Origin of the sequence: Streptomyces thermodiastaticus (genome assembly GCF_014656135.1) — a bacterium.
GTDB classification, from domain to species: Bacteria; Actinomycetota; Actinomycetes; order Streptomycetales; family Streptomycetaceae; genus Streptomyces; species Streptomyces thermodiastaticus.
Window position 1 is genome coordinate 1 of sequence record NZ_BNBV01000004.1, and the last position, 17,956, is coordinate 17,956.

The window sequence follows — 17,956 nt, forward strand, 5'->3', positions numbered from 1 at the left end:
GGCACACGCCGGCTGCGCGGAGCAAGCCGGCGTGTGCCGCGGGCCGTGGCCGTGCGAGCACGGGGACGCGCCCGTGCGAGCACGGGGACGCGCGCACTCCGCGCCGCCCCGGCACCACCCCCGGCGATCTCTTCGCCGCCGGGGGCAGCCGTACGATGGGCCCATGACTGCTTCGTCTGGCCGCCGTGTCCTGCTCGCCTCCCCCCGTGGCTACTGCGCCGGTGTGGACCGCGCCGTGATCGCCGTCGAGAAGGCCCTGGAGCAGTACGGGGCTCCGGTGTACGTCCGGCACGAGATCGTCCACAACAAGTACGTCGTGCAGACCCTGGAGAAGAAGGGCGCGATCTTCGTCGAGCGGACCGAGGAGGTGCCGCCGGGCAACATCGTGATGTTCTCGGCGCACGGCGTGGCCCCCACCGTCCGCGAGGAGGCCGAGCGCGGCAGGCTCGCCACCATCGACGCCACCTGCCCGCTGGTGACCAAGGTCCACAAGGAGGCCGTCCGGTTCGCCAAGGAGGACTACGACATCCTTCTGATCGGGCACGAGGGCCACGAGGAGGTCATCGGCACCTCCGGCGAGGCCCCCGAGCACATCCAGCTGGTGGACGGCCCCGAGGACGTCGCCAAGGTCGAGGTGCGCGACCCGTCGAAGGTGGTGTGGCTGTCGCAGACGACGCTGTCGGTCGACGAGACCATGGAGACCGTCGACGCGCTCAAGCAGCGGTTCCCGCAACTGGTCTCCCCGCCCAGCGACGACATCTGCTACGCCACGCAGAACCGCCAGCTCGCCGTGAAGAAGATGGGTGCCGAGGCGGACCTGGTGATCGTGGTCGGCTCGCGCAACTCCTCCAACTCCAAGCGGCTGGTCGAGGTCGCCAAGCTGGCCGGTGCGGGCCAGGCGTACCTGGTGGACTTCGCGGACGAGATCGACGAGACCTGGCTGGAGGGCGTCACCACGGTCGGCGTGACCTCGGGCGCGTCCGTGCCGGAGGTCCTGGTCGAGCAGGTGCTGGCCTGGCTGGCCGAGCGCGGCTTCGAGGACGTGGAGATCGTCAAGGCGGCGGAGGAGTCCATCACGTTCTCCCTGCCCAAGGAGCTGCGCCGCGACCTGCGCGCGGAGGCGGCCGAGCTGGTCGCCGAGCGCGGCGGCGCGGGCGTCGCGGAGGCCTGACCGGAACCCCGCCCCTCGCCCGGACCGGTCGGGGCACACCGGACGTGACGGCCGGTGACCCGGCGTACCGTGGAACCATGCAGATCTTCGGTGTGGACGTCGGCGGGTCGGGGATCAAGGGCGCCCCGGTGGACCTGGAACGGGGAGACCTCGCCCAGGAGCGCCACAAGGTGCTCACCCCGCACCCGGCGACCCCCGAAGGGGTGGCCGACGGCGTCCGGCAGGTCGTCGAGCACTTCGGCTGGAGCGGACCGGTCGGACTGACGTTCCCGGGCGTCGTCACCGGTGGCGCCACGGTGCGCACGGCCGCCAACGTCGACAAGAGCTGGATCGGCACCGACGCGCGCGCCCTGTTCACCGACCGGCTCGGGGGCCTGCCGGTGACCGTGGTGAACGACGCGGACGCCGCGGGCGTCGCCGAGATGCGGTTCGGAGCCGGCCGGGGCCGGCGCGGCACGGTGATCGTGCTGACCTTCGGCACGGGCATCGGCAGCGCGGTGTTCGTCGACGGCACCCTGGTGCCCAACACCGAGCTGGGCCACCTGGAGCTGGACAACCGCGAGGCGGAGAAACACGCCTCCAGCAAGGCCAGGGACGACCACGACCTGTCCTGGGAGCAGTGGGCGCGCCGCGTGCAGAAGTACCTCGCCCACGTCGAGATGCTCTTCAGCCCCGAGCTGTTCGTGATCGGCGGCGGCGTCAGCCGCAAGGCCCACAAGTTCCTGCCCCACATCAAGGGCATCCGCGCCGAGATCGTCCCCGCCCAGCTGCAGAACAACGCGGGCATCGTCGGCGCGGCGATGCGGGCCGCGGACCTCGCCTGACGGCGGGTGGCACCCGGCGCGTTCCGGTGCGGGTGCGCCGCTCGTCCGGCGGGACCACCGAACCCCTCACCGGGCCGGCCCTCGCGCCCCGGCACCGCGCCGGGCGGCGGCCCGGCGCAGCAGGACCGTGACGCCCGCCAGCGCGGTGCCCGCGTAGAGCCAGACCGCCTGCCCCGCCAGGGCGGTCACCAGGCCCGTGAGCGTGCCGAGGAAGCCGTCGCCGTCGGCGAGGGGCAGCAGGCCCGCGGTGAAGGCGATGGGGGCGGCGACCGGCGCGGCCAGCAGGTCGGCGCGGCGCACCCACAGCGCGGTCGCCCCGCACACCAGCAGATACAGCACGCCGTAGACGGCCCCGGCCCCGCCCAGCAGGGCGATCAGCCCGCCCAGCGCGCTCATCACGGCCGCGCCGAACAGTCCGGCGCCCAGCCCGGTCAGCCGGACCCGCGTCAGCCGCGGCCCGTGTATGGCACCGCCGGCGCCCGCCGCGCCGCCGCCCGGCCGTCCTTCCCGCACCGCCGGGCGCGGTGTGCCGCCCGGCCGCCGCTCGTCGGGCGGCCGCCGTCCCCCCGCCCGGCCGTCCCCGGCCGCTGCGCCCGGCCGGGGCTCGCGCCCTCGCCCGCGCGGCGGCGAGGAGGCCGGGCCCGGTGTCCTGTCACGTCGGGGTCCGTACGGCTGAGGTCGCGTCCTGGGCTGCTCCATTGGACCAACCTAGGTCTGCTTATGTGTTGAATAGGCCGTTTGACACGCCGCGCGGGCCGGTTCGGACCCGCGTCCGAACCGCCGGGGAGCCGGAGCGCGGCACGCCGTAGACTGGTGGATCGGCCGGTTGGCCCCCAGTCTCCTCAGCTACGGGAAGTTCGCAACGTGTCGCTCACGATCGGAATCGTCGGTCTGCCGAACGTCGGCAAGTCGACCCTGTTCAACGCCCTGACCAAGAACGACGTGCTGGCGGCCAACTACCCGTTCGCCACGATCGAGCCGAACGTCGGTGTCGTCGGCGTCCCGGACGGCCGGCTCGCCCAGCTCGCCTCGATCTTCAACTCGGAGCGGATCGTCCCGGCCACCGTCGACTTCGTCGACATCGCGGGCATCGTGCGCGGCGCCAGCGAGGGCGAGGGCCTGGGCAACAAGTTCCTCGCGAACATCCGCGAGTCCGACGCGATCTGCCAGGTGATCCGCGCCTTCAAGGACGAGAACGTCGTCCACGTCGACGGCAAGGTCTCGCCCAAGGACGACATCGAGACGATCAACACCGAGCTGATCCTCGCCGACCTGCAGACCATCGAGAAGGTCCTGCCGCGTCTGCAGAAGGAGGCGCGGGTCAAGAAGGACGTCGCCCCGAAGGTCAAGGCCGTCGAGGAGGCCAAGGCGATCCTGGACAAGGGCGACACGCTCTTCGCGCACGGCATCGTCCAGGGCAGCGAGCGCGCAGAGCTGCTGCACGACCTGCACCTGCTGACCACGAAGCCCTTCCTCTACGTCTTCAACGTCGACGAGGAGGAGCTGGTCGACGAGGACTTCAAGAACGAGCAGCGCGCACTGGTCGCCCCCGCCGAGGCGATCTTCCTCAACGCCAAGCTGGAGGCGGATCTCGCCGAGCTGGACGAGGAGGAGGCCCTGGAGCTGCTGGAGTCCGTCGGCCAGCACGAGCCCGGCCTGGCCACCCTGGCCCGCGTCGGCTTCGCCACCCTCGGCCTGCAGACGTACCTGACCGCGGGCCCGAAGGAGGCCCGCGCCTGGACCATCAAGAAGGGCGCCACCGCCCCCGAGGCCGCCGGCGTGATCCACACCGACTTCCAGAAGGGCTTCATCAAGGCCGAGGTCATCTCCTTCGAGGACCTGGTCGAGGCCGGCTCGGTCGCCGAGGCCCGCGCCAAGGGCAAGGCCCGCATGGAGGGCAAGGACTACGTGATGCGGGACGGGGACGTGGTGGAGTTCCGGTTCAACGTGTGACGGGTGACATGGCACGGCGCGCATGACCTGGCACATGGCCAGGTCATAGGGGGTCGTTCCGTTCGGGAATCGGCCCCCTCCGCAGTACCTTGGTGCTGGCCTGTGAGCACCCCTCATCACCCCTTCCCATCCATCCCGTGCTGGTTCTGTGCTGACTGTGGGGCTTGCAGCTCTGTGCGGGTACGTCCGCGACCTGCCGAGTGTGAAGAGTGTCGGCCTCTTCGGGCAGCTCCTACCGACGGGCCGCCCAGCTCGACGGGTCCGACGACGCGTTGTTCGTCGACGAGCGGTCGTTCGTCTCCGAGGGCGGCACCTGGAACATCGGCTTCTTCGACGGGAAGCGCGTGATCTGGCCCGAGGCGGGCATCCTCGGAGGCGTGACGATGCAGCTCCTCAAGGACGCCCATGCCCACGAGGAGATGCCGGTCCGGCTCGCGGATATCGCGGCTGTGCAGGCCGTCTTCGCGACCAACGCGGCGATCGGGGTCCGTGCCGTCAGCGGAGTCGACGACATCGCCCTGACCGACGATCACCCAATCATTGACACTCTTCGCAGGGCGTACACGGAGGTGCCGGCAGATCCGCTGTAACGACGCGCCGTAACGATCACCTGACTACGCTGGACTTCCGTTGGTTCACTCAAAAAAGTCTCGCGTGGCCGCAGTTGAAAGGTGGACCGGACTTGGAGGTCCGGGCGCTGCGTGAGGCGCAACGGATGAGCATCGAGGCGTTCGCGGGTCGCCGCGGTACTCCGGTCCGGCGGACTGCTGCCCGATCCGACCGCCGAGGCCACCGTGCGGATGCTCGGCTCGCCGCACCCCGGTGCCGACGTCGAGGGCGTCATGGCCCGCGCCGGCATCACCGCGCTGCGGCACCGGCGGGTCGCCGAGTGCTCCGGCGGTGAGCAGCAGCGGCTGCGGTTCGCCGTCGCCCTGCTGTCCGCCCCCGACCTCCTGGTGCTGGACGAGCCGACGGCCGGCATGGACGTCGTCGCCCGCCGCGAGTTCTGGGCCACGGTCCGGTCCGCGAGGACGCGCAGCGCGGCATGACCGTCATGTCCGCCACCCACGACCTGGTAAGGCCGACCAGTTCGCCGACCGGGTCGTGATGACCGACCGGGGCCGCGTCGTCGCCGACGGCTCTGCCTCGTCCATCCGCGCCTCGCTCAGCGGACGCACCGTCTCCTGCCTGATCAGCCCGGCCGACGCCCAGGCGGTCGCGGCCCTGCCCGTGGTGCGCTCCTGCGTGGTGCGCGGCGACCGCCACCACTTCGACGCCACCGACTCCGACGCCCTGCCGCGCCACCTGGTCACCCGGAACTGATCAGCCGTCACCCGGCGCCCGTCTGCGACATCGCCGAGGCGGCCGCGCTGACCGGACTGCCCGCCGCCGACGTGGAGCACCACTCCGACGTCATCGAGGTCACCCCACAGCCTGGAGGAGGCCTTCATGGTCCTCACCCAGCAGGGCCGTGACGTCCAAAAGGCCTCGCGATGACCACCGTGACCGCGCCGTCCGCTCAGCGGGCGAGCCCCGACTTCAGCCCCGCCCCGCACAGCGGCACCACCGCGGACCTGCCCGCGAGCGCGCCCTCCCGCACGGCCGCCCAGCACACCGCCGCGGTGGCCTCCACGTACAGCCCGCGGGAGGCGAGGTCCGCCTGGGCGTGCCGGATCCGGTCCTCGGTGACGGTCAGGAAGGTGCCGCCCGAGTCCCGTACCGCGCGCAGGATCTGCCGGGCCCGCGGCGGCCGGGGGATCGCGATGCCCTCGGCGTACGTCGGCGCCACCGGTGTGGTGCCGGTCGGCTCGTCGGCGCCCCGCTCCCACGCCTCGGCCAGCGGGGCCACGGCCGCCGCCTGCACCGCCCACAGCGCCGGACGCTTGTCCAGCAGCCCGGCCCCGTACAGCTCGGCCACCGCCAGGGCCGCGCCGAGCAGCAGCGTGCCGTTGCCCACCGGCAGCACCAGCACATCGGGCAGCCGTCCGCCCATGTCCTCCCACAGCTCGTGCACATAGGTCTTGGTGCCGTGCAGGAAGTACGGGTTGAAGACGTGGGAGGCGTAGAAGGTATCCGGCTCGTCCGCGGCACGGCGGGCGGCCGCGCCCGCCGCCTCCCGGCCGCCGTCGACCTCCTCGGCGCGGGCGCCGTGCGCCTCGATCTGCTCCAGCTTCTTCGCGGACGTGCCCAGCGGCACGTACACGGTGCAGGCCAGACCCGCGCGGGCGCAGTACGCGGCGATGGCCGTGCCCGCGTTGCCGCTGCTGTCCGCGACCACCCGGCGCGGCCCGATGCGCCGGGCCAGCTCGGCGAGCAGCACCGCGCCCCGGTCCTTGAACGACAGGGTCGGCATCAGGAAGTCCAGCTTCGCCGACACCGTGTCGGTGAGGGGCACGAGCGGGGTGCGGCCCTCGCCGAGCGACACCGAAGGGGACGCCAGCGGCAGCGTCTCCGCGTACCGCCACAGGGAGTTGACGCGTCCCGTGAGGGACTTCAGGGGTGCCGGGGTGGGGGAGAAGTCCAGCTCCAGGGGGCCGTGACAGCTGGGGCAGCACCAGGCGAGCGAGTCACCGGGGATTCGGACGCCGTCGACGGGGCAGTAACGGTCCGGCAGAGGTGTCATGAGCGCAGAGTACGCAACGTGCCCGCCGGCGCCCCGGGGAATGCCACGTGAACGCCGTGTCATCACATCGGGTGATTCTCTGGCCTCTGCTTGCACGTCGCAACACGTGGTTGCCACGCTGTTGCTGTCCGTACAGACGCGAGGGGAGTGGCCAGTGGCTTTCGGTGAGCAGCCGGCGTATCTGCGGGTCGCGAGTGACCTCCGCAGGAAGATCGTCGAGGGGCTGCTGCCGCCGCACACCCGTCTGCCCTCCCAGGCCAGGATCCGCGAGGAGTACGGCGTCTCGGACACCGTCGCCCTGGAGGCACGCAAGGTGCTGATGGCCGAGGGCCTGGTCGAGGGCCGCTCCGGCTCGGGGACGTACGTGCGCGAGCGGCCCACCCCGCGCCGCATCGCCCGCTCCGGCTTCCGCCCCGCCTCGGGAGCCAATCCGTTCCGCCAGGAGCAGGCCTCCCCCGAGATGCGCGGCACCTGGGAGTCCAGCAGCGCCCAGACCGAGGCGAGCCCCGCCGTCGCCGAGCGTCTGCGCATCGAGCCCGGCGACCGCGTGATGTGCACCAAGTACGTCTTCCGCACCGCCGGCGAGGCGATGATGCTCTCCACCTCCTGGGAACCCCTCGCCCTCACCGGCCGCACGCCCGTCATGCTCCCCGAGGAGGGCCCCCTCGGCGGCATGGGCGTGGTCGAGCGCATGCGCGCCATCGACGTGATCGTGGACAACGTCACCGAGGAGGTCGGCGCCCGCCCCGGCCTGGCCGAGGAACTGCACACCCTGGGCGGTGTGCCCGGCCATGTGGTCCTGGTCGTCCAGCGCACCTTCTACGCCTCCGGCCGCCCCGTGGAGACCGCGGACGTGGTGATCCCCGCGGACCGCTACCGGGTGGCCTACCACCTGTCCGTGCGCTGAGGTCCCGCCCGCGCCCGTCGCATGACCCGAGGGCCTGCCCTCCACGGGTGTCCGGAAGGACTTGTGCGACCGGAAGGCCTCCGTGGGACCGGAAGGCCTCCGTGAGACCGGAAGGCCTCCGTGGGACCGGAAGGCCTTCCGGCCGCGGCGCTCCGAGAGCCTGTCCCGCACCGCGACCCGAGGGCGGTCTCCGAGTCCCGCGCGCCCCCGTATGCCACCGGCGTGCGCCGTTCACGCGCCCACCGCCGCGCGTTCACCGTCCCGTTCCGCCGAGGCATGCCCGCGGGGCGAAGGATTCCGGTCGTTCTCGCAGGTCGCCGCTACCTGCCGGGGCGCATACGGAACAGCGTCCGCGCATGTGCCGGGCGGCGCGCTCGGTTGTGTGCGCCCCCGTCCGGTGGCCGGTTGCCGACCCGTTCGTGAAAATCCGTGTTCGCTGAGTGAAGGCCAGGCGTAGGCTCGGGCATATGCGTAATGCGGTTTCCGTCGCGGGCACGGCGCGGCGAAGCCGCTCGCGAGCGCGGGGCTCGCGGGGCGGAAGGAGCATTGGGGCGGGATGAACGACGGCACGATCACTCTTCCCTGGCTCGTCGTCCGTCAGGACGACAACGGCAATCGCTACAGCGTGGGCAGGTACGCCACCCGCGCCGAGGCCCAGCGGATGGCGGACAGCCTCGACCGGCGCGGCCACAAGCAGCTCTACTGGGTCGAGCGCATCGGGCAGAACGGCTCCGGAACGGACACCGAGGGCTGACCGCCCCGGTCCGGCCACCGGCACCCCCGGCGGTCACCCGCGGATCCGCCGGATCCTGCCGCTGACCGGCCGGTGCCTCACCGCGGCCGGCGACGCCTGCGTAGGCTCCAGGCGTGACCGAACGAATCCTGGTGGTGGGTGCCGCCCTCCTCGACGGCGGCCGGCTGCTCGCCGCACGCCGCAGCGCACCCCCTGAGGCGGCCGGCGGCTGGGAACTGCCCGGCGGCAAGGTGGAGCCCGGTGAGAAGCCCGAGGCGGCGCTGGTGCGCGAGCTGCACGAGGAGCTGGGGGTCGACGCCGAGACCGTCGACCGGATACCGGGCAGCTGGCCCCTGAAGCCCCCGTACGAGATGTGGGTGTGGACCGCTCGCCTGCGCCCCGGCTCCGCCGCTCCGCGACCGCTGCAGGACCACGACGAGCTGCGCTGGCTCCAGCCGTCCGACATCTGGAGCGTCCCCTGGCTGCCCCAGGACGTCCCCGCGGTGCGGGCGGTGCTCGAGAACACGATGAGTCCCACGGAACGGTGATCCGAGCGGTACTGAGCACCGTATGCCGGGTATGTGCCTGTTAGTCCCCATGTGGCGAGGCATGGGTGGGGTCGCTGGCCTGGGAAGTGATCGGTGTGATCGACACCGAAGAAGACCGCGCCGAGTGGACCTTCCGCGCGGACCCCGGCGCGGTGCGCTCGGCCCGTGCCGCCGTCCGGGGGCAGCTGCGCTGCTGGGAGCTGGACACCAGCCTCGGGGACACCGCCGTGCTCCTGGTCAGCGAGCTGGTCACCAACTCGCTGCGGCACGCCTTCGGTCCCATCGGCCTGCGACTGGTGCGCCCCTCCGGGACGCGCGAGGCCCTGCTCGTCGAGGTGTCCGACGGACGGCCCGACCCGCCCCGCGAACGCTGGCCCCGCCCGGACGACGAGAGCGGACGCGGCCTGCAGCTGCTCGCCTCGTCCTCCCGCCGCTGGGGGACCCGCCCGGATGGAACGGGCAAAACGGTCTGGTTCGAACTGGCCGTGCCCCCCGACGGGGACGCCCACGCGCCCGACGGTGAAGCCGCCCACGACGACGGCACGCGGAACGCCTGACGACCGGGCACCCGCCGGGCCCGGTCCCGGCAGGTCCCGCACCCGCGAGACCACCCGGCGCACGCACCGAGCCGCAAGGCGCGACAGCACCTGACGACGCGACGGCGTACGCCCATCCGGCGGCGCACGACGACCGCGATCGGACCCGTATCCGCAGGCGAGCTGCGCACCACGAGCCGAGACCGCCGGTTCACGGCTCGGTGACGGTGGAACCGCCGCGGGATTCGACCGGCTGTCACCTGGTTAGAAGACTCTTTGTGTCGTCACAGAACGGACCGAAATGCATCGCGACGGTCCTGTGATCGTGAACACCGTGTTCCGCGGCGCCGTAGTGCTGGATACTGCGGACAGCCGCCCCCGGTGACCGGTGCCGGACGCGGTGAGCTGGAGGGGACGGTTCGCGTGAGCGAGATACCAGCGAAGGCCACGGAGTCCGAGGACCCGTCGGACGGCGCGAGGAACACCGCGGGCGGCAGCGCCGAACGGACGCCGCCCGCGGACACGATGTGGCAGAGCAGCCCGCCCGGCTCCATCTACGACTACATCAAGGCGGCGTCCTTCTCCATCGGCCCGGACGGGCTCGTCGACCAGTGGAGCCTGCGCGCCGAGCAGCTGTTCGGCATCCCCGCCGAGCGCGCCCTCGGCATGGACCCGATCGAGGCGTTCATCGACCCCGACCTGCGTGAACGCGGACAGCGCAAGATGGCCGAGATCCTCGACGGACGGGAGTGGACCGGGGTCGTCCCCTTCCGGTTCCCCGACCGCCCGTACGGCACCCGGAGCCCGCGCACCGACGGCACGCACCGCCCGAACCGCACCCGGCAGGGCCTGCGCGGACTGGCCGAGGTGTACGTCATGCCCACGCGCACCGCCGAAGGCGACCGCGGCGCCGTCTGCATCGTCGTCGACGTCCACACCCTGCGCAGCATCGAGACCGACCTCGCCGCCTCACAGGCGATTTTCGGTCAATCTCCGTTCGCCTTCCTGCTCATCGACACCGACCTGCGGATCCGCCGCGCCAACAAACGCTTCGCCTCCCTCTTCGGCGGCACCCCCGACGACCATCGCGGCAAGAGCGTCCACGACTACCTGTCCCGCGCGGAGGGCGAGAGGGTCACCGCCATACTGCGCCGGGTCCTGCGCACCGGCGAGTCCATCACGGACATGAGCGTCACCGGCTTCGTGCCCGGCTCCGACGAACGCCGCCACTGGTCCGTCAACCTCTACCGGGTCCACAGCGGCAGCGGCCGGCCCATCGGCATCGCCTGGCTCGCCACCGACGTCACCGCCCGCCGCGCCGCCGCCCGCGAGGCCGCCGCCGCACGCCGCAACCTGGCCCTCCTCAACGAGGCCGGCGCCCGCATCGGCAACTCCCTCGACCTGGAGACCACTGCCCGCGAACTGCTGGACGTCGTCGTCCCCGGCTTCTGCGACCTGGCCACCGTCGACCTCTACCAGGGCCTGCTCACCGGCGACGAGACCCCGCACGGACTCGCCGACGGCAGCGCCGAACTGCGCCGCGTCGCCTACGCCAGCGCCGTCGCCGGAGCACCCTTCGCCGCCACCGGCGAACCCGTCGAGGTGGGCTCCGTCCACCACTACCCCTTCCACTCCCGCTGCGCCCACGCCCTGCGCACCGCCCGCCCGCAGCTGGTGCCCGGCGAGGAAGGCGGCCTGGTGCAGCACACCCTGGCCGTCCCGATGGTCGCCCACGACACCGTCGTCGGACTCGCCCAGTTCGCCCGCACCAAGGGCAGCGAACCCTTCGGCCAGCGCGACCGCGACCTGGCCGTGGAACTCGCCGCCCGCGCCGCGGTGTGCATCGACAACGCCCGCCTGTACCGGCGCGAACACGAACGCGCGCTCATCCTGCAGCGCTCCCTGCTGCCGCCCGGCGACCCGGAGGCCTCCGGCCTGGACATCGCCTGCCGCTACCGGCCCGGCAACGCGGCCACCGGCCGGCCCAGCGAGGTCGGCGGCGACTGGTTCGACGTCATCGAACTCCCCGGCCACCGCACCGCCCTCGTCGTCGGCGACGTCATGGGCCGCGGCCTGCGCGCCGCGGTCGCGATGGGCGAACTGCGCACCGCCGTGCGCACCCTGGCCCAGCTCGACCTCGAACCCGCCGAGGTGCTCTCCCACCTCGACGAGATCGCCCGCGGCCTCGGCGCCCCCGGAGGCGTCCAGCAGGCCACCCGCGCCGCCCGCCGCCCCCGCGAGGCCGACCTGTCCGAGGTGTACCTCGCCACCTGCATCTACGCCGTCTACGACTCCGTCACCCGCCAGTGCACCTTCGCCAACGCCGGCCACCTCCCCCCGGTGCTCGTCGCACCCGGCGCACGGGCGAGGACACTCGACGTCCCGCCCGGCATGCCCCTCGGCGTGGGCGGCGAACCGTTCGAGGAAGTGACGGTCGAACTGCCCGAGGGCTCCCTGCTCGCCCTCTACACCGACGGCCTGGTCGAATCCCGCGACCACCCCCTCGACGAAGGCCTGCAGGCCTTCGTGGGCGCCCTCACCGACTCCGACCGCCCCCTGGAGGACGTCTGCGACCACGTCCTCAACACCCTCGGCAGCCACCACGGCGAGGACGACATCGCCCTGCTCATGGCCCGCGTCCAGGGCCTGCCCGCCGCGTCCGTCGGCGACTGGGTCCTGCCCCGCGAGCCCCGCAGCGTCGGCCGCGCCCGCGAACTGGCCCGCGGCAAGCTCCTCTCCTGGGACCTCGAACCCCTGGTGGACACCACAGAGCTCCTCGTCAGCGAACTGGTCACCAACGCCCTCCGCTACGGCGAGGGCGAGATCAGACTCCGCCTCCTGCTGGACCGCACCCTGGTCTGCGAGGTCTGGGACGCCGGCCTGGTCCAGCCCCGCCGCCGCCGTGCCCGCGACACCGACGAGGGCGGCCGCGGCCTGCAACTCGTCGGCCTGCTCAGCGCCGCCTGGGGCTCACGCCGCACCCCGCACGGCAAGACGGTCTGGTTCGAACTGCCCCTTCCCGACGGTGACACCCCGCTGGCGGATCCGGCGGAGGCGTTGCTGAACCTGTTCTGACACGGCACCGCATCGCCCCCGTCCAGCGGCCACGTGTTCCGCACACGGCCGCCGGCCGGGGCGCGATGCGGTGTGCCGGGCGACGGGCTGTGTGCTGCGTCAGCCACGAGGGAGCAGGGAGCCGCTGCCGCTTCCCCTTCCGCTCTTCAACGGTTCTCGCCGCCCTGCTCCTTGAGCGCGTCGATAAAGGCCCTGAAAGTGTCCGCAGGGAAGGTGAGAGTGGCTCGGGTGGGGGTCTTGGAGTCGCGGACGGCTGTGCGGGTGTCGAGGTGAGCGACCTCGACACATGCGTAAGCCATAGGTCCGAATAAAATTCCTGGCCTCAAGGAAGATGGTTAGCGGGTATCCCCGCCGCTCGGCGTCTCTGAGTCGAAGGCTGATCATAGTGTCTGCTTCTTGGCCGATGTCGCGGCCGGGGAACCAGCCGTGTTTCGTCAACCATGCCGACATTTCTGGTGTCAGGTCATCGACGCTCATTGTCGCCTCAATCTGTGTTACTTCCTGCGTGTGGCGAGAGTTACGCTTCGCTGCTTCAGTGAGCGTGTATGCCGAGCGCTGAAAGGACGTGCTCGCATGTGGCACATGGCGGGAGATAATCGTTGTGTGACAAGGTTGTGCCGTCTTTCCTTATGCCGAGTTTCCCGTGAATGAGCCTTGTGTGCATGACGCCGCGAGCCCCATTGATCCAGCGGAACTTCACACAAATGCGTCAGGCCGTTGTGGTCGCGGCAAATGACGGCAAGTCAGAAGGCGGTGTGAGCCGGTTGCCGGCGCTTGCGTAGGTGCGCGGTCCGATGGCCGGCAGGGTGCGGACTTTGTGAACGATGCGGCACCGCACGGTGCCTTCGTTCGTGCTTGTCACCGCGTAGAGGGCGGAGTGGATTTGCATGGCGGTGACCACCGCCTCCCACGTCTCCGATTTGGCAGCTCGCGGATCTACGGCACAACGAGCATGGACATGGAGCATGGCTGTGTTCAGCACCAGGTCCATGGACTCGGGTGAACCTTCGAGGTCTTCGACATCCTCGACCACGTAGCGTCCGAGAGCTTTGGCGTAGCCCTCGTCATCTGATCCTGGCGAGCTGTGACGTGGGATGGTAATGCTCACGGTCTATGAAACGACGGCAGTGATTTCGATCACGAGGTACTCCGGCTGGTGTGTTTGTGGACCGTTCAGGTGGGGAACTCGCCGCACCAGTTGCGCTTGATGAGAACAGCGGGCAGGTAGTCGGATTCGCCTTCGATGGGCATGCCGGCGTCGTAGGCGATGCAGACCATGGCGAGTGGTCCGAGTGCCACGAGGCCGGTGGCGTGCAGTGCTCGGCTTTCCTCGCTCCAGTACTCCTTGTGCCACCGGAGGGCGTTGAGGAGTGCCTGGTTGAAACCGGCGTCGTCCTTCCGGATGAAGCGATGGAACAGTTCCATCGGCGGGTAGACGATCTTGCTCACGGCTTCCGGGTCGGCGACGGACCGCGGGTCGGTTGCGTCAACAGCGGCCACCAGCTTCCGGACGAGGTCCATGTCACCTCGCCAGTACGCCTGCAGGGTTTCAACCCAGGCGTACTGGTACTCCTCGAAACGCGACCCGTTCTCCCGGAGCAGGGACACAGGTACCCGGCACAGGGCGTTGATACGGTCCTTCTCGCGGCATGCCACAGCCAGGTAAAGGGCGTTGATCCAGGTGGAAGGGTTGACGTACCACTGCGGCCCGGTCGCTTGCAGAGTACGGTCTTTGTGGGCAATGCGACATTGCACATGGGGTTCGGTCGTGGTCGCGGCAGCGAACACGGCAGAACCAACCTGCATGGCGGTCACCCACGCATCCCATGTGGGGAAGATCGCTGCCCTCGGATCCAGTAGGAAGTGCGAATGCGCCAAAATCAGGCAGGTTTGGAAAGCGTCGCCCAGTCCGGTGGAGGACTCTTCCAGTGCGTCGATCTCCTCTTGTGCGGTTTCTCGAAGAAGGGCGAGACCCTCTTCCGTGTTTTCTGTGGGAAATTGGTGGCGGGGGATGGTTGAAACCAACGCGGAGTCCTCAGAAAATCTTGAAATGCTTGAGTGTGGCTCCGGCGTACCGACCGGAATTTTCTGTTGCTTGAACGAGTACGTACTTCAAAGTTTTATTCGCTAGGGCTGCCTGTATCTCCCTCGCGTACTTGAGGTCCTGCGGAGAGTGTAGGCCCCGCGCCTTCATGTCAGCCAGGATGGCACGGACGTACTCGATGGTCCCTTGCTTCACCATGGTGCCGCTGTCCAAGGGCCCGTTGCCCTGCCGCCACTCCAGGCGTGCATGGGGAGCCTTCGCCTCGACGATGATGAGGTTGCCGTCTTCGTCCCGCCAGAGCTGGTCGAACTTCCTGGACTTGTTGGGGTTTCAGGGAGGTCTGTGATTCCAATGGCTCCGGAAAAGCCTCCTTCATCATGTGGTGGCGCGCTGCTTCCTCGCCGAGCTTCTCGCCGCGCTCGCTGTTATTCGAAACGCCTTCACCAACAACTTGATTGAGATGCTCTTGTGCTTGAGCCAGTGCGTGTGCGGTCTCGTCTGTTGGGTTGGCTTCGAAGGCTTTCTCCGCGTTGGTGAGCTGCATGCCTGCGAAGCGTTTGGCGGAAACTTTGTCCAGATGGGCGAGTGCGTTCGGGTCTACCGTGTCCCGGCCGCGCACCACGTCTTCGAGGTGGTACTGCTCCGGGTTCGCGTACGGTAGGTCGTCCGCGGTTATCCAGGTGCCGTCTGGTTTCTCGACCAGCTTGGGCAGGAGCTGGCCATCGACCAGTTCTTCGGCTTGGTTGCGCTTGCCCAGTCTCCACTTGTCGTAGTGCTCCGCGCGCCAGGCAGGATCCTCGTTGGCCAGCCGGACGTGTTCCCGCGTAATGGCTGCAGGTTCCTCGGGCGTGCGCTCGTCGGCGGGCTTCTGACGGGCAGCCTCGTACTCCGCACGATGTTGGTCCGCTTCGCGGGCGTGCTGTGTGGTGCCGTGCCCACTGTGTGCCGCGTCGTCGCCGGCTCCGCTCGGGGTATCCAGCGCGGATCCGCCCGTGGGCCGTTCGGAGCCATGGCCGGGCAGTGAGTCGTTTCCGCCGCTCGGCAGGTCGTGGCCGGGAGCGGTGTCGGTGGTGTGGCTTCCCGGAGCGGGATCGTCCGTTCTGGGGCCGGGAACGGTGTGTTCCGGTGTGCCAGCCGGGGTGTGCGTGTGTGTGTCGACGCTGTTGGTCGGCGTATCGGTGCTCAGGCGACTGCTCGGGAGATGGTCGGCTGTGCCGCCGGGGAGGTGGTCACCCAGGCTGCTGCTCGGCAGGTCGCCGCCGGCGTGGATGGTGGGGGTGGTCGGTACGTCGTCGCCGATGCGGCCTAGGTCGCCGAGGTCGCTGCTCAGGTTGGTGCCGAGGCGGATGTGGTGGCCGGCCTGTTCGGCGGTGTGGACGCCCGCGGCGGCCATGGCGGGTGTTTGGCCGGGGTGGGTGTGTGCGGGGTGTTCGCGCCTGCGGCCGGGCTGCCGGACTCGGGCCGGGGTTTGTCGACGACGTCCACGGGTGCCTGGTCGGCGTGCTGGACGATGGTGCCCTGGTGGTCGAGCAGGTTGCCGTGCGGGTCCATGTACTGGGCCGGGGAGCCGTCGACGCTGGGCAGTTTGGTGGTGCCTTCGGGCAGCACGGGGACGTCGTGGGGCAGCTCGACGGTGCCGTTGGGCAGTTGGGTTGCGCCCTGCGGGATCGGGGAACCCTCCGGCAGGTGCACTGTGCCGTCGGGCAGGTGGACGGTGCCTTCGGGCAGGGTGATGGCGTTCTCCGGCAGCTGGGGAATCTTGATGTTGCCGACGCCCTTGAGGCCTTTGGCGATGTCGCCGATCTTCGACAGCCCCGCACCTGCGGCCTTGCCCACATAGGTCATGGGGTCGATGAAGTGGCCCGCCTTGCCGGCGAGCGAGATCGCGCGAGCGACCGCGCCGGCTTTGCCGGCGCCCGAGGCGGCACCGCCGGCGCCACCGGTGAAGACGGTGGTGAGGACGTTGAAGGTGACGGCGCCGGCGGCGCGGGCGGGGTTCTTGCTCCACTCGTCCCAGGCGACCAGGGCCTTGCCGGTCTGTTTCATCGCGGTGCGCGAGTCACGGATCCAGGAGGGCAGCTTGTCGTCGGGGAGGGTCCAGAACAACGCGGCGGTACCGGGCATCACCGACAACGCCAACCCGGTGGCCGGTCACACCAACTCAGATCTCGAACTCGCCGAGCCAGCTGCGTTCGAGGAGGTGTTTGGGGAGGTAGTCGGTCTGGACGTCGATGGGGATGTTGCCGTCGTAGGCCAGACAGGCGATGGCCAGGGGAGCGAGTGCGACCATACCGGACGGGCTGTCGGTTCGGTCTTGGTCGGCTGTCCAGTAGGCGTTGTGCAGGTGCACGGACTCTGCGAGGGCTTGGTTGAAGCCGGGTTCGTCGTGCTGGAGGAAGCGGTAGAAGAGGTTGATCGGGGGATAAAGGATGTGTTGCAGCAGGTCGCTGGGGGCGATGCGGGTGGTTTCGGGGTGGGAGCGGCGTAGTGCTTCTGTCAGGTGTTCCACCAGTCCGGGGCGCTGTAGCCAGTAGGCCTGCAAAGCCGCGACCCAGTGGTAGATGTACTCGTCGTATGTCCCATCGGGTGCCCGTAGTTGTTCCAGCGGTACTTCGCACAGGTGTGTCAGACGGTTCTGGTCGCGGCAGATGACGGCGAGCCAGAAGGCGGTGAGCCAGTTGCCGGCGCTTGCGTAGGTGCGCGGTCCGATGGCCGGCAGGGTGCGGACTTTGTGAGCGATGCGGCACCGCACGGTGCCTTCGTTCGTGCTGGTCACCGCGTAGAGGGCGGAGTAGATCTGCAGGGCGGTGACCACCGCCTCCCACGTCTCCAATCTGGCAGCTCGCGGATCTACGGCACAACGAGCATGGACATGGAGCACGGCTGTGTTCAATACCAGGTCCATGGACTCGGGTGAACCTTCGAGGTCTTCGACATCTTCGACCACGTAGCGTCCGAGAGCTTCGGCGTAGCCCTCGTCATCTGGTCCTGGCGAGCTGTGTCGAGGGATGGTGACTGTCACAAAGCGTTTCCCTTCGGGAGAAATGTCGAACTGGCGCATGTGGTAGCCAGTGTACCGACCTGTGTTCTTCTCGCCCTTGACGACTATGTAGTCCACTTTCCCTTGTTGCAGCGCCTTCCGGAGATTCCGCGCCAATTCCCTCTCGCGAGGGTTCTTCTTGCCGCGTTCCTCCATTTCGCGGATGATATCGAGGAAGTAACCCCTTGTCCCCTGGGACACCCGCCTGCCGTCCGGCAGGTTGCGAGCTCCCAAATCAGTGTCGACGCTGCTCTTGGCTTCGACTACAACATAACCGCCGTCCTCGCGACGCCATACCTGGTCGAACTGGTCGTTTCCATTGAGCGGGCCGTCGAGAGGCTCCCGGACAGCATTCGGATAGTGCTCTGGAATGACGTGATGTTCCGCTACGGGTTCACCAAAGGCCTCCGAAACGTCCCGCATGCGAACATGTGACTCGCGGTATGCGGCCTTGCTTTCGTGCACCTCCGCTTCTGTCTCCCATGTCGGGTGCTGCTCGTGG

General features: G+C 69.7%; 19 protein-coding genes and 1 pseudogene. 11 read left to right on the forward strand and 9 right to left on the reverse strand.

Going from position 1 to position 17,956, the window contains the following annotated elements; all coding sequences use genetic code 11:
- Window positions 1-163: 163 nt before the first annotated feature.
- Both IE286_RS05280 and ppgK read left to right on the forward strand, forming a co-directional pair.
- Window positions 164-1,171: a 4-hydroxy-3-methylbut-2-enyl diphosphate reductase gene (locus tag IE286_RS05280; protein WP_189795442.1), complete on the forward strand. Its 1,008-nt coding sequence runs from the start codon at window positions 164-166 to the stop codon at window positions 1,169-1,171.
- Window positions 1,172-1,248: 77 nt separating this feature from the next.
- A complete protein-coding gene (ppgK, locus tag IE286_RS05285; protein WP_189795443.1) occupies window positions 1,249-1,995 on the forward strand; it encodes a polyphosphate--glucose phosphotransferase in 747 nt (248 codons plus the stop codon).
- 66 nt (window positions 1,996-2,061) lie between these two features.
- Here the strand turns inward: ppgK and IE286_RS05290 are convergent, their stop codons facing one another.
- Complete coding sequence (locus IE286_RS05290) at window positions 2,062-2,508, reverse strand: DUF6542 domain-containing protein (protein ID WP_229861977.1); 447 nt, start codon at window positions 2,506-2,508, stop codon at window positions 2,062-2,064.
- Window positions 2,509-2,859: 351 nt separating this feature from the next.
- On the opposite strand from IE286_RS05290, the gene ychF reads away from it, so the two are divergent.
- The 4 genes from ychF (at window position 2,860) to IE286_RS05310 (ending at window position 5,271) form a co-directional block, all read left to right on the forward strand.
- Window positions 2,860-3,948, forward strand: coding sequence for a redox-regulated ATPase YchF (gene ychF, locus IE286_RS05295; RefSeq protein ID WP_189795444.1), 1,089 nt, complete (start codon window positions 2,860-2,862; stop codon window positions 3,946-3,948).
- A 209-nt stretch (window positions 3,949-4,157) separates the two neighbouring features.
- Entirely contained in the window at window positions 4,158-4,538 is a 381-nt protein-coding gene (locus IE286_RS05300; protein ID WP_189795445.1) for an aminotransferase class IV, read from the forward strand.
- A gap of 177 nt (window positions 4,539-4,715) precedes the next feature.
- Entirely contained in the window at window positions 4,716-4,997 is a 282-nt protein-coding gene (locus IE286_RS27735; RefSeq protein ID WP_373312676.1) for an ATP-binding cassette domain-containing protein, read from the forward strand.
- Window positions 4,998-5,055: 58 nt separating this feature from the next.
- Window positions 5,056-5,271, forward strand: coding sequence for a hypothetical protein (locus IE286_RS05310; RefSeq protein ID WP_189795447.1), 216 nt, complete (start codon window positions 5,056-5,058; stop codon window positions 5,269-5,271).
- A gap of 196 nt (window positions 5,272-5,467) precedes the next feature.
- Here IE286_RS05310 and IE286_RS05315 read toward each other — a convergent pair whose 3' ends face one another.
- Window positions 5,468-6,571, reverse strand: a complete 1,104-nt coding sequence (locus IE286_RS05315) for a pyridoxal-phosphate dependent enzyme (protein WP_189795448.1) — start codon at window positions 6,569-6,571, stop codon at window positions 5,468-5,470.
- Between the two features lie 154 nt (window positions 6,572-6,725).
- Between IE286_RS05315 and IE286_RS05320 the strand changes: the two genes are divergently transcribed.
- The 5 genes from IE286_RS05320 to IE286_RS05340 all read left to right on the forward strand — a co-directional run bounded on the left by IE286_RS05320 (window position 6,726) and on the right by IE286_RS05340 (window position 12,370).
- Window positions 6,726-7,478: a GntR family transcriptional regulator gene (locus IE286_RS05320; RefSeq protein ID WP_189795449.1), complete on the forward strand. Its 753-nt coding sequence runs from the start codon at window positions 6,726-6,728 to the stop codon at window positions 7,476-7,478.
- A gap of 556 nt (window positions 7,479-8,034) precedes the next feature.
- Entirely contained in the window at window positions 8,035-8,232 is a 198-nt protein-coding gene (locus IE286_RS05325; protein WP_189795450.1) for an SPOR domain-containing protein, read from the forward strand.
- A 113-nt stretch (window positions 8,233-8,345) separates the two neighbouring features.
- Entirely contained in the window at window positions 8,346-8,759 is a 414-nt protein-coding gene (locus IE286_RS05330) for a (deoxy)nucleoside triphosphate pyrophosphohydrolase (protein ID WP_189795451.1), read from the forward strand.
- A gap of 65 nt (window positions 8,760-8,824) precedes the next feature.
- Window positions 8,825-9,316, forward strand: coding sequence for an ATP-binding protein (locus tag IE286_RS05335; RefSeq protein WP_189795452.1), 492 nt, complete (start codon window positions 8,825-8,827; stop codon window positions 9,314-9,316).
- Between the two features lie 402 nt (window positions 9,317-9,718).
- Entirely contained in the window at window positions 9,719-12,370 is a 2,652-nt protein-coding gene (locus IE286_RS05340; RefSeq protein ID WP_189795453.1) for a SpoIIE family protein phosphatase, read from the forward strand.
- Between the two features lie 146 nt (window positions 12,371-12,516).
- Here the strand turns inward: IE286_RS05340 and IE286_RS05345 are convergent, their stop codons facing one another.
- From IE286_RS05345 to IE286_RS27740, 7 genes and pseudogenes are all read right to left on the reverse strand, one after another.
- On the reverse strand, window positions 12,517-12,669 hold the full coding sequence (locus IE286_RS05345) for a DUF397 domain-containing protein (RefSeq protein ID WP_189795454.1): 153 nt from the start codon (window positions 12,667-12,669) through the stop codon (window positions 12,517-12,519).
- Between the two features lie 13 nt (window positions 12,670-12,682).
- Window positions 12,683-12,847 (reverse strand): annotated as a pseudogene (locus tag IE286_RS27855) (SUKH-3 domain-containing protein); the annotation flags it as partial.
- 232 nt (window positions 12,848-13,079) lie between these two features.
- Window positions 13,080-13,478 (reverse strand): hypothetical protein, encoded by a 399-nt coding sequence (locus tag IE286_RS05355; protein WP_189795455.1) that lies wholly within the window; start codon window positions 13,476-13,478, stop codon window positions 13,080-13,082.
- Between the two features lie 65 nt (window positions 13,479-13,543).
- Window positions 13,544-14,395, reverse strand: a complete 852-nt coding sequence (locus IE286_RS05360; RefSeq protein WP_189795456.1) for an immunity 49 family protein — start codon at window positions 14,393-14,395, stop codon at window positions 13,544-13,546.
- Between the two features lie 170 nt (window positions 14,396-14,565).
- Window positions 14,566-15,807: a hypothetical protein gene (locus IE286_RS05365; RefSeq protein WP_189795457.1), complete on the reverse strand. Its 1,242-nt coding sequence runs from the start codon at window positions 15,805-15,807 to the stop codon at window positions 14,566-14,568.
- Window positions 15,741-16,538, reverse strand: coding sequence for a hypothetical protein (locus IE286_RS05370; RefSeq protein WP_229861978.1), 798 nt, complete (start codon window positions 16,536-16,538; stop codon window positions 15,741-15,743). Before IE286_RS05370 ends, IE286_RS05365 begins: the two co-directional genes overlap by 67 nt.
- A gap of 37 nt (window positions 16,539-16,575) precedes the next feature.
- Entirely contained in the window at window positions 16,576-17,919 is a 1,344-nt protein-coding gene (locus IE286_RS27740; RefSeq protein WP_308115049.1) for an Imm49 family immunity protein, read from the reverse strand.
- Between the last annotated feature and the right edge of the window lie 37 nt (window positions 17,920-17,956).

What these genes read in the sequence shown, in the direction of transcription:
- IE286_RS05280 (WP_189795442.1), top strand. Translation starts at nt 164, where the DNA reads ATGACTGCTTCGTCTGGCCGCCGTGTCCTGCTCGCCTCCCCCCGTGGC.
- ppgK (WP_189795443.1), top strand. Translation starts at nt 1,249, where the DNA reads ATGCAGATCTTCGGTGTGGACGTCGGCGGGTCGGGGATCAAGGGCGCC.
- IE286_RS05310 (WP_189795447.1), top strand. Translation starts at nt 5,056, where the DNA reads ATGACCGACCGGGGCCGCGTCGTCGCCGACGGCTCTGCCTCGTCCATC.
- IE286_RS05315 (WP_189795448.1), bottom strand. Translation starts at nt 6,571, where the DNA reads ATGACACCTCTGCCGGACCGTTACTGCCCCGTCGACGGCGTCCGAATC.
- IE286_RS05325 (WP_189795450.1), top strand. Translation starts at nt 8,035, where the DNA reads ATGAACGACGGCACGATCACTCTTCCCTGGCTCGTCGTCCGTCAGGAC.
- IE286_RS05345 (WP_189795454.1), bottom strand. Translation starts at nt 12,669, where the DNA reads ATGGCTTACGCATGTGTCGAGGTCGCTCACCTCGACACCCGCACAGCC.
- IE286_RS05365 (WP_189795457.1), bottom strand. Translation starts at nt 15,807, where the DNA reads ATGGCCGCCGCGGGCGTCCACACCGCCGAACAGGCCGGCCACCACATC.
- IE286_RS05370 (WP_229861978.1), bottom strand. Translation starts at nt 16,538, where the DNA reads ATGCCCGGTACCGCCGCGTTGTTCTGGACCCTCCCCGACGACAAGCTG.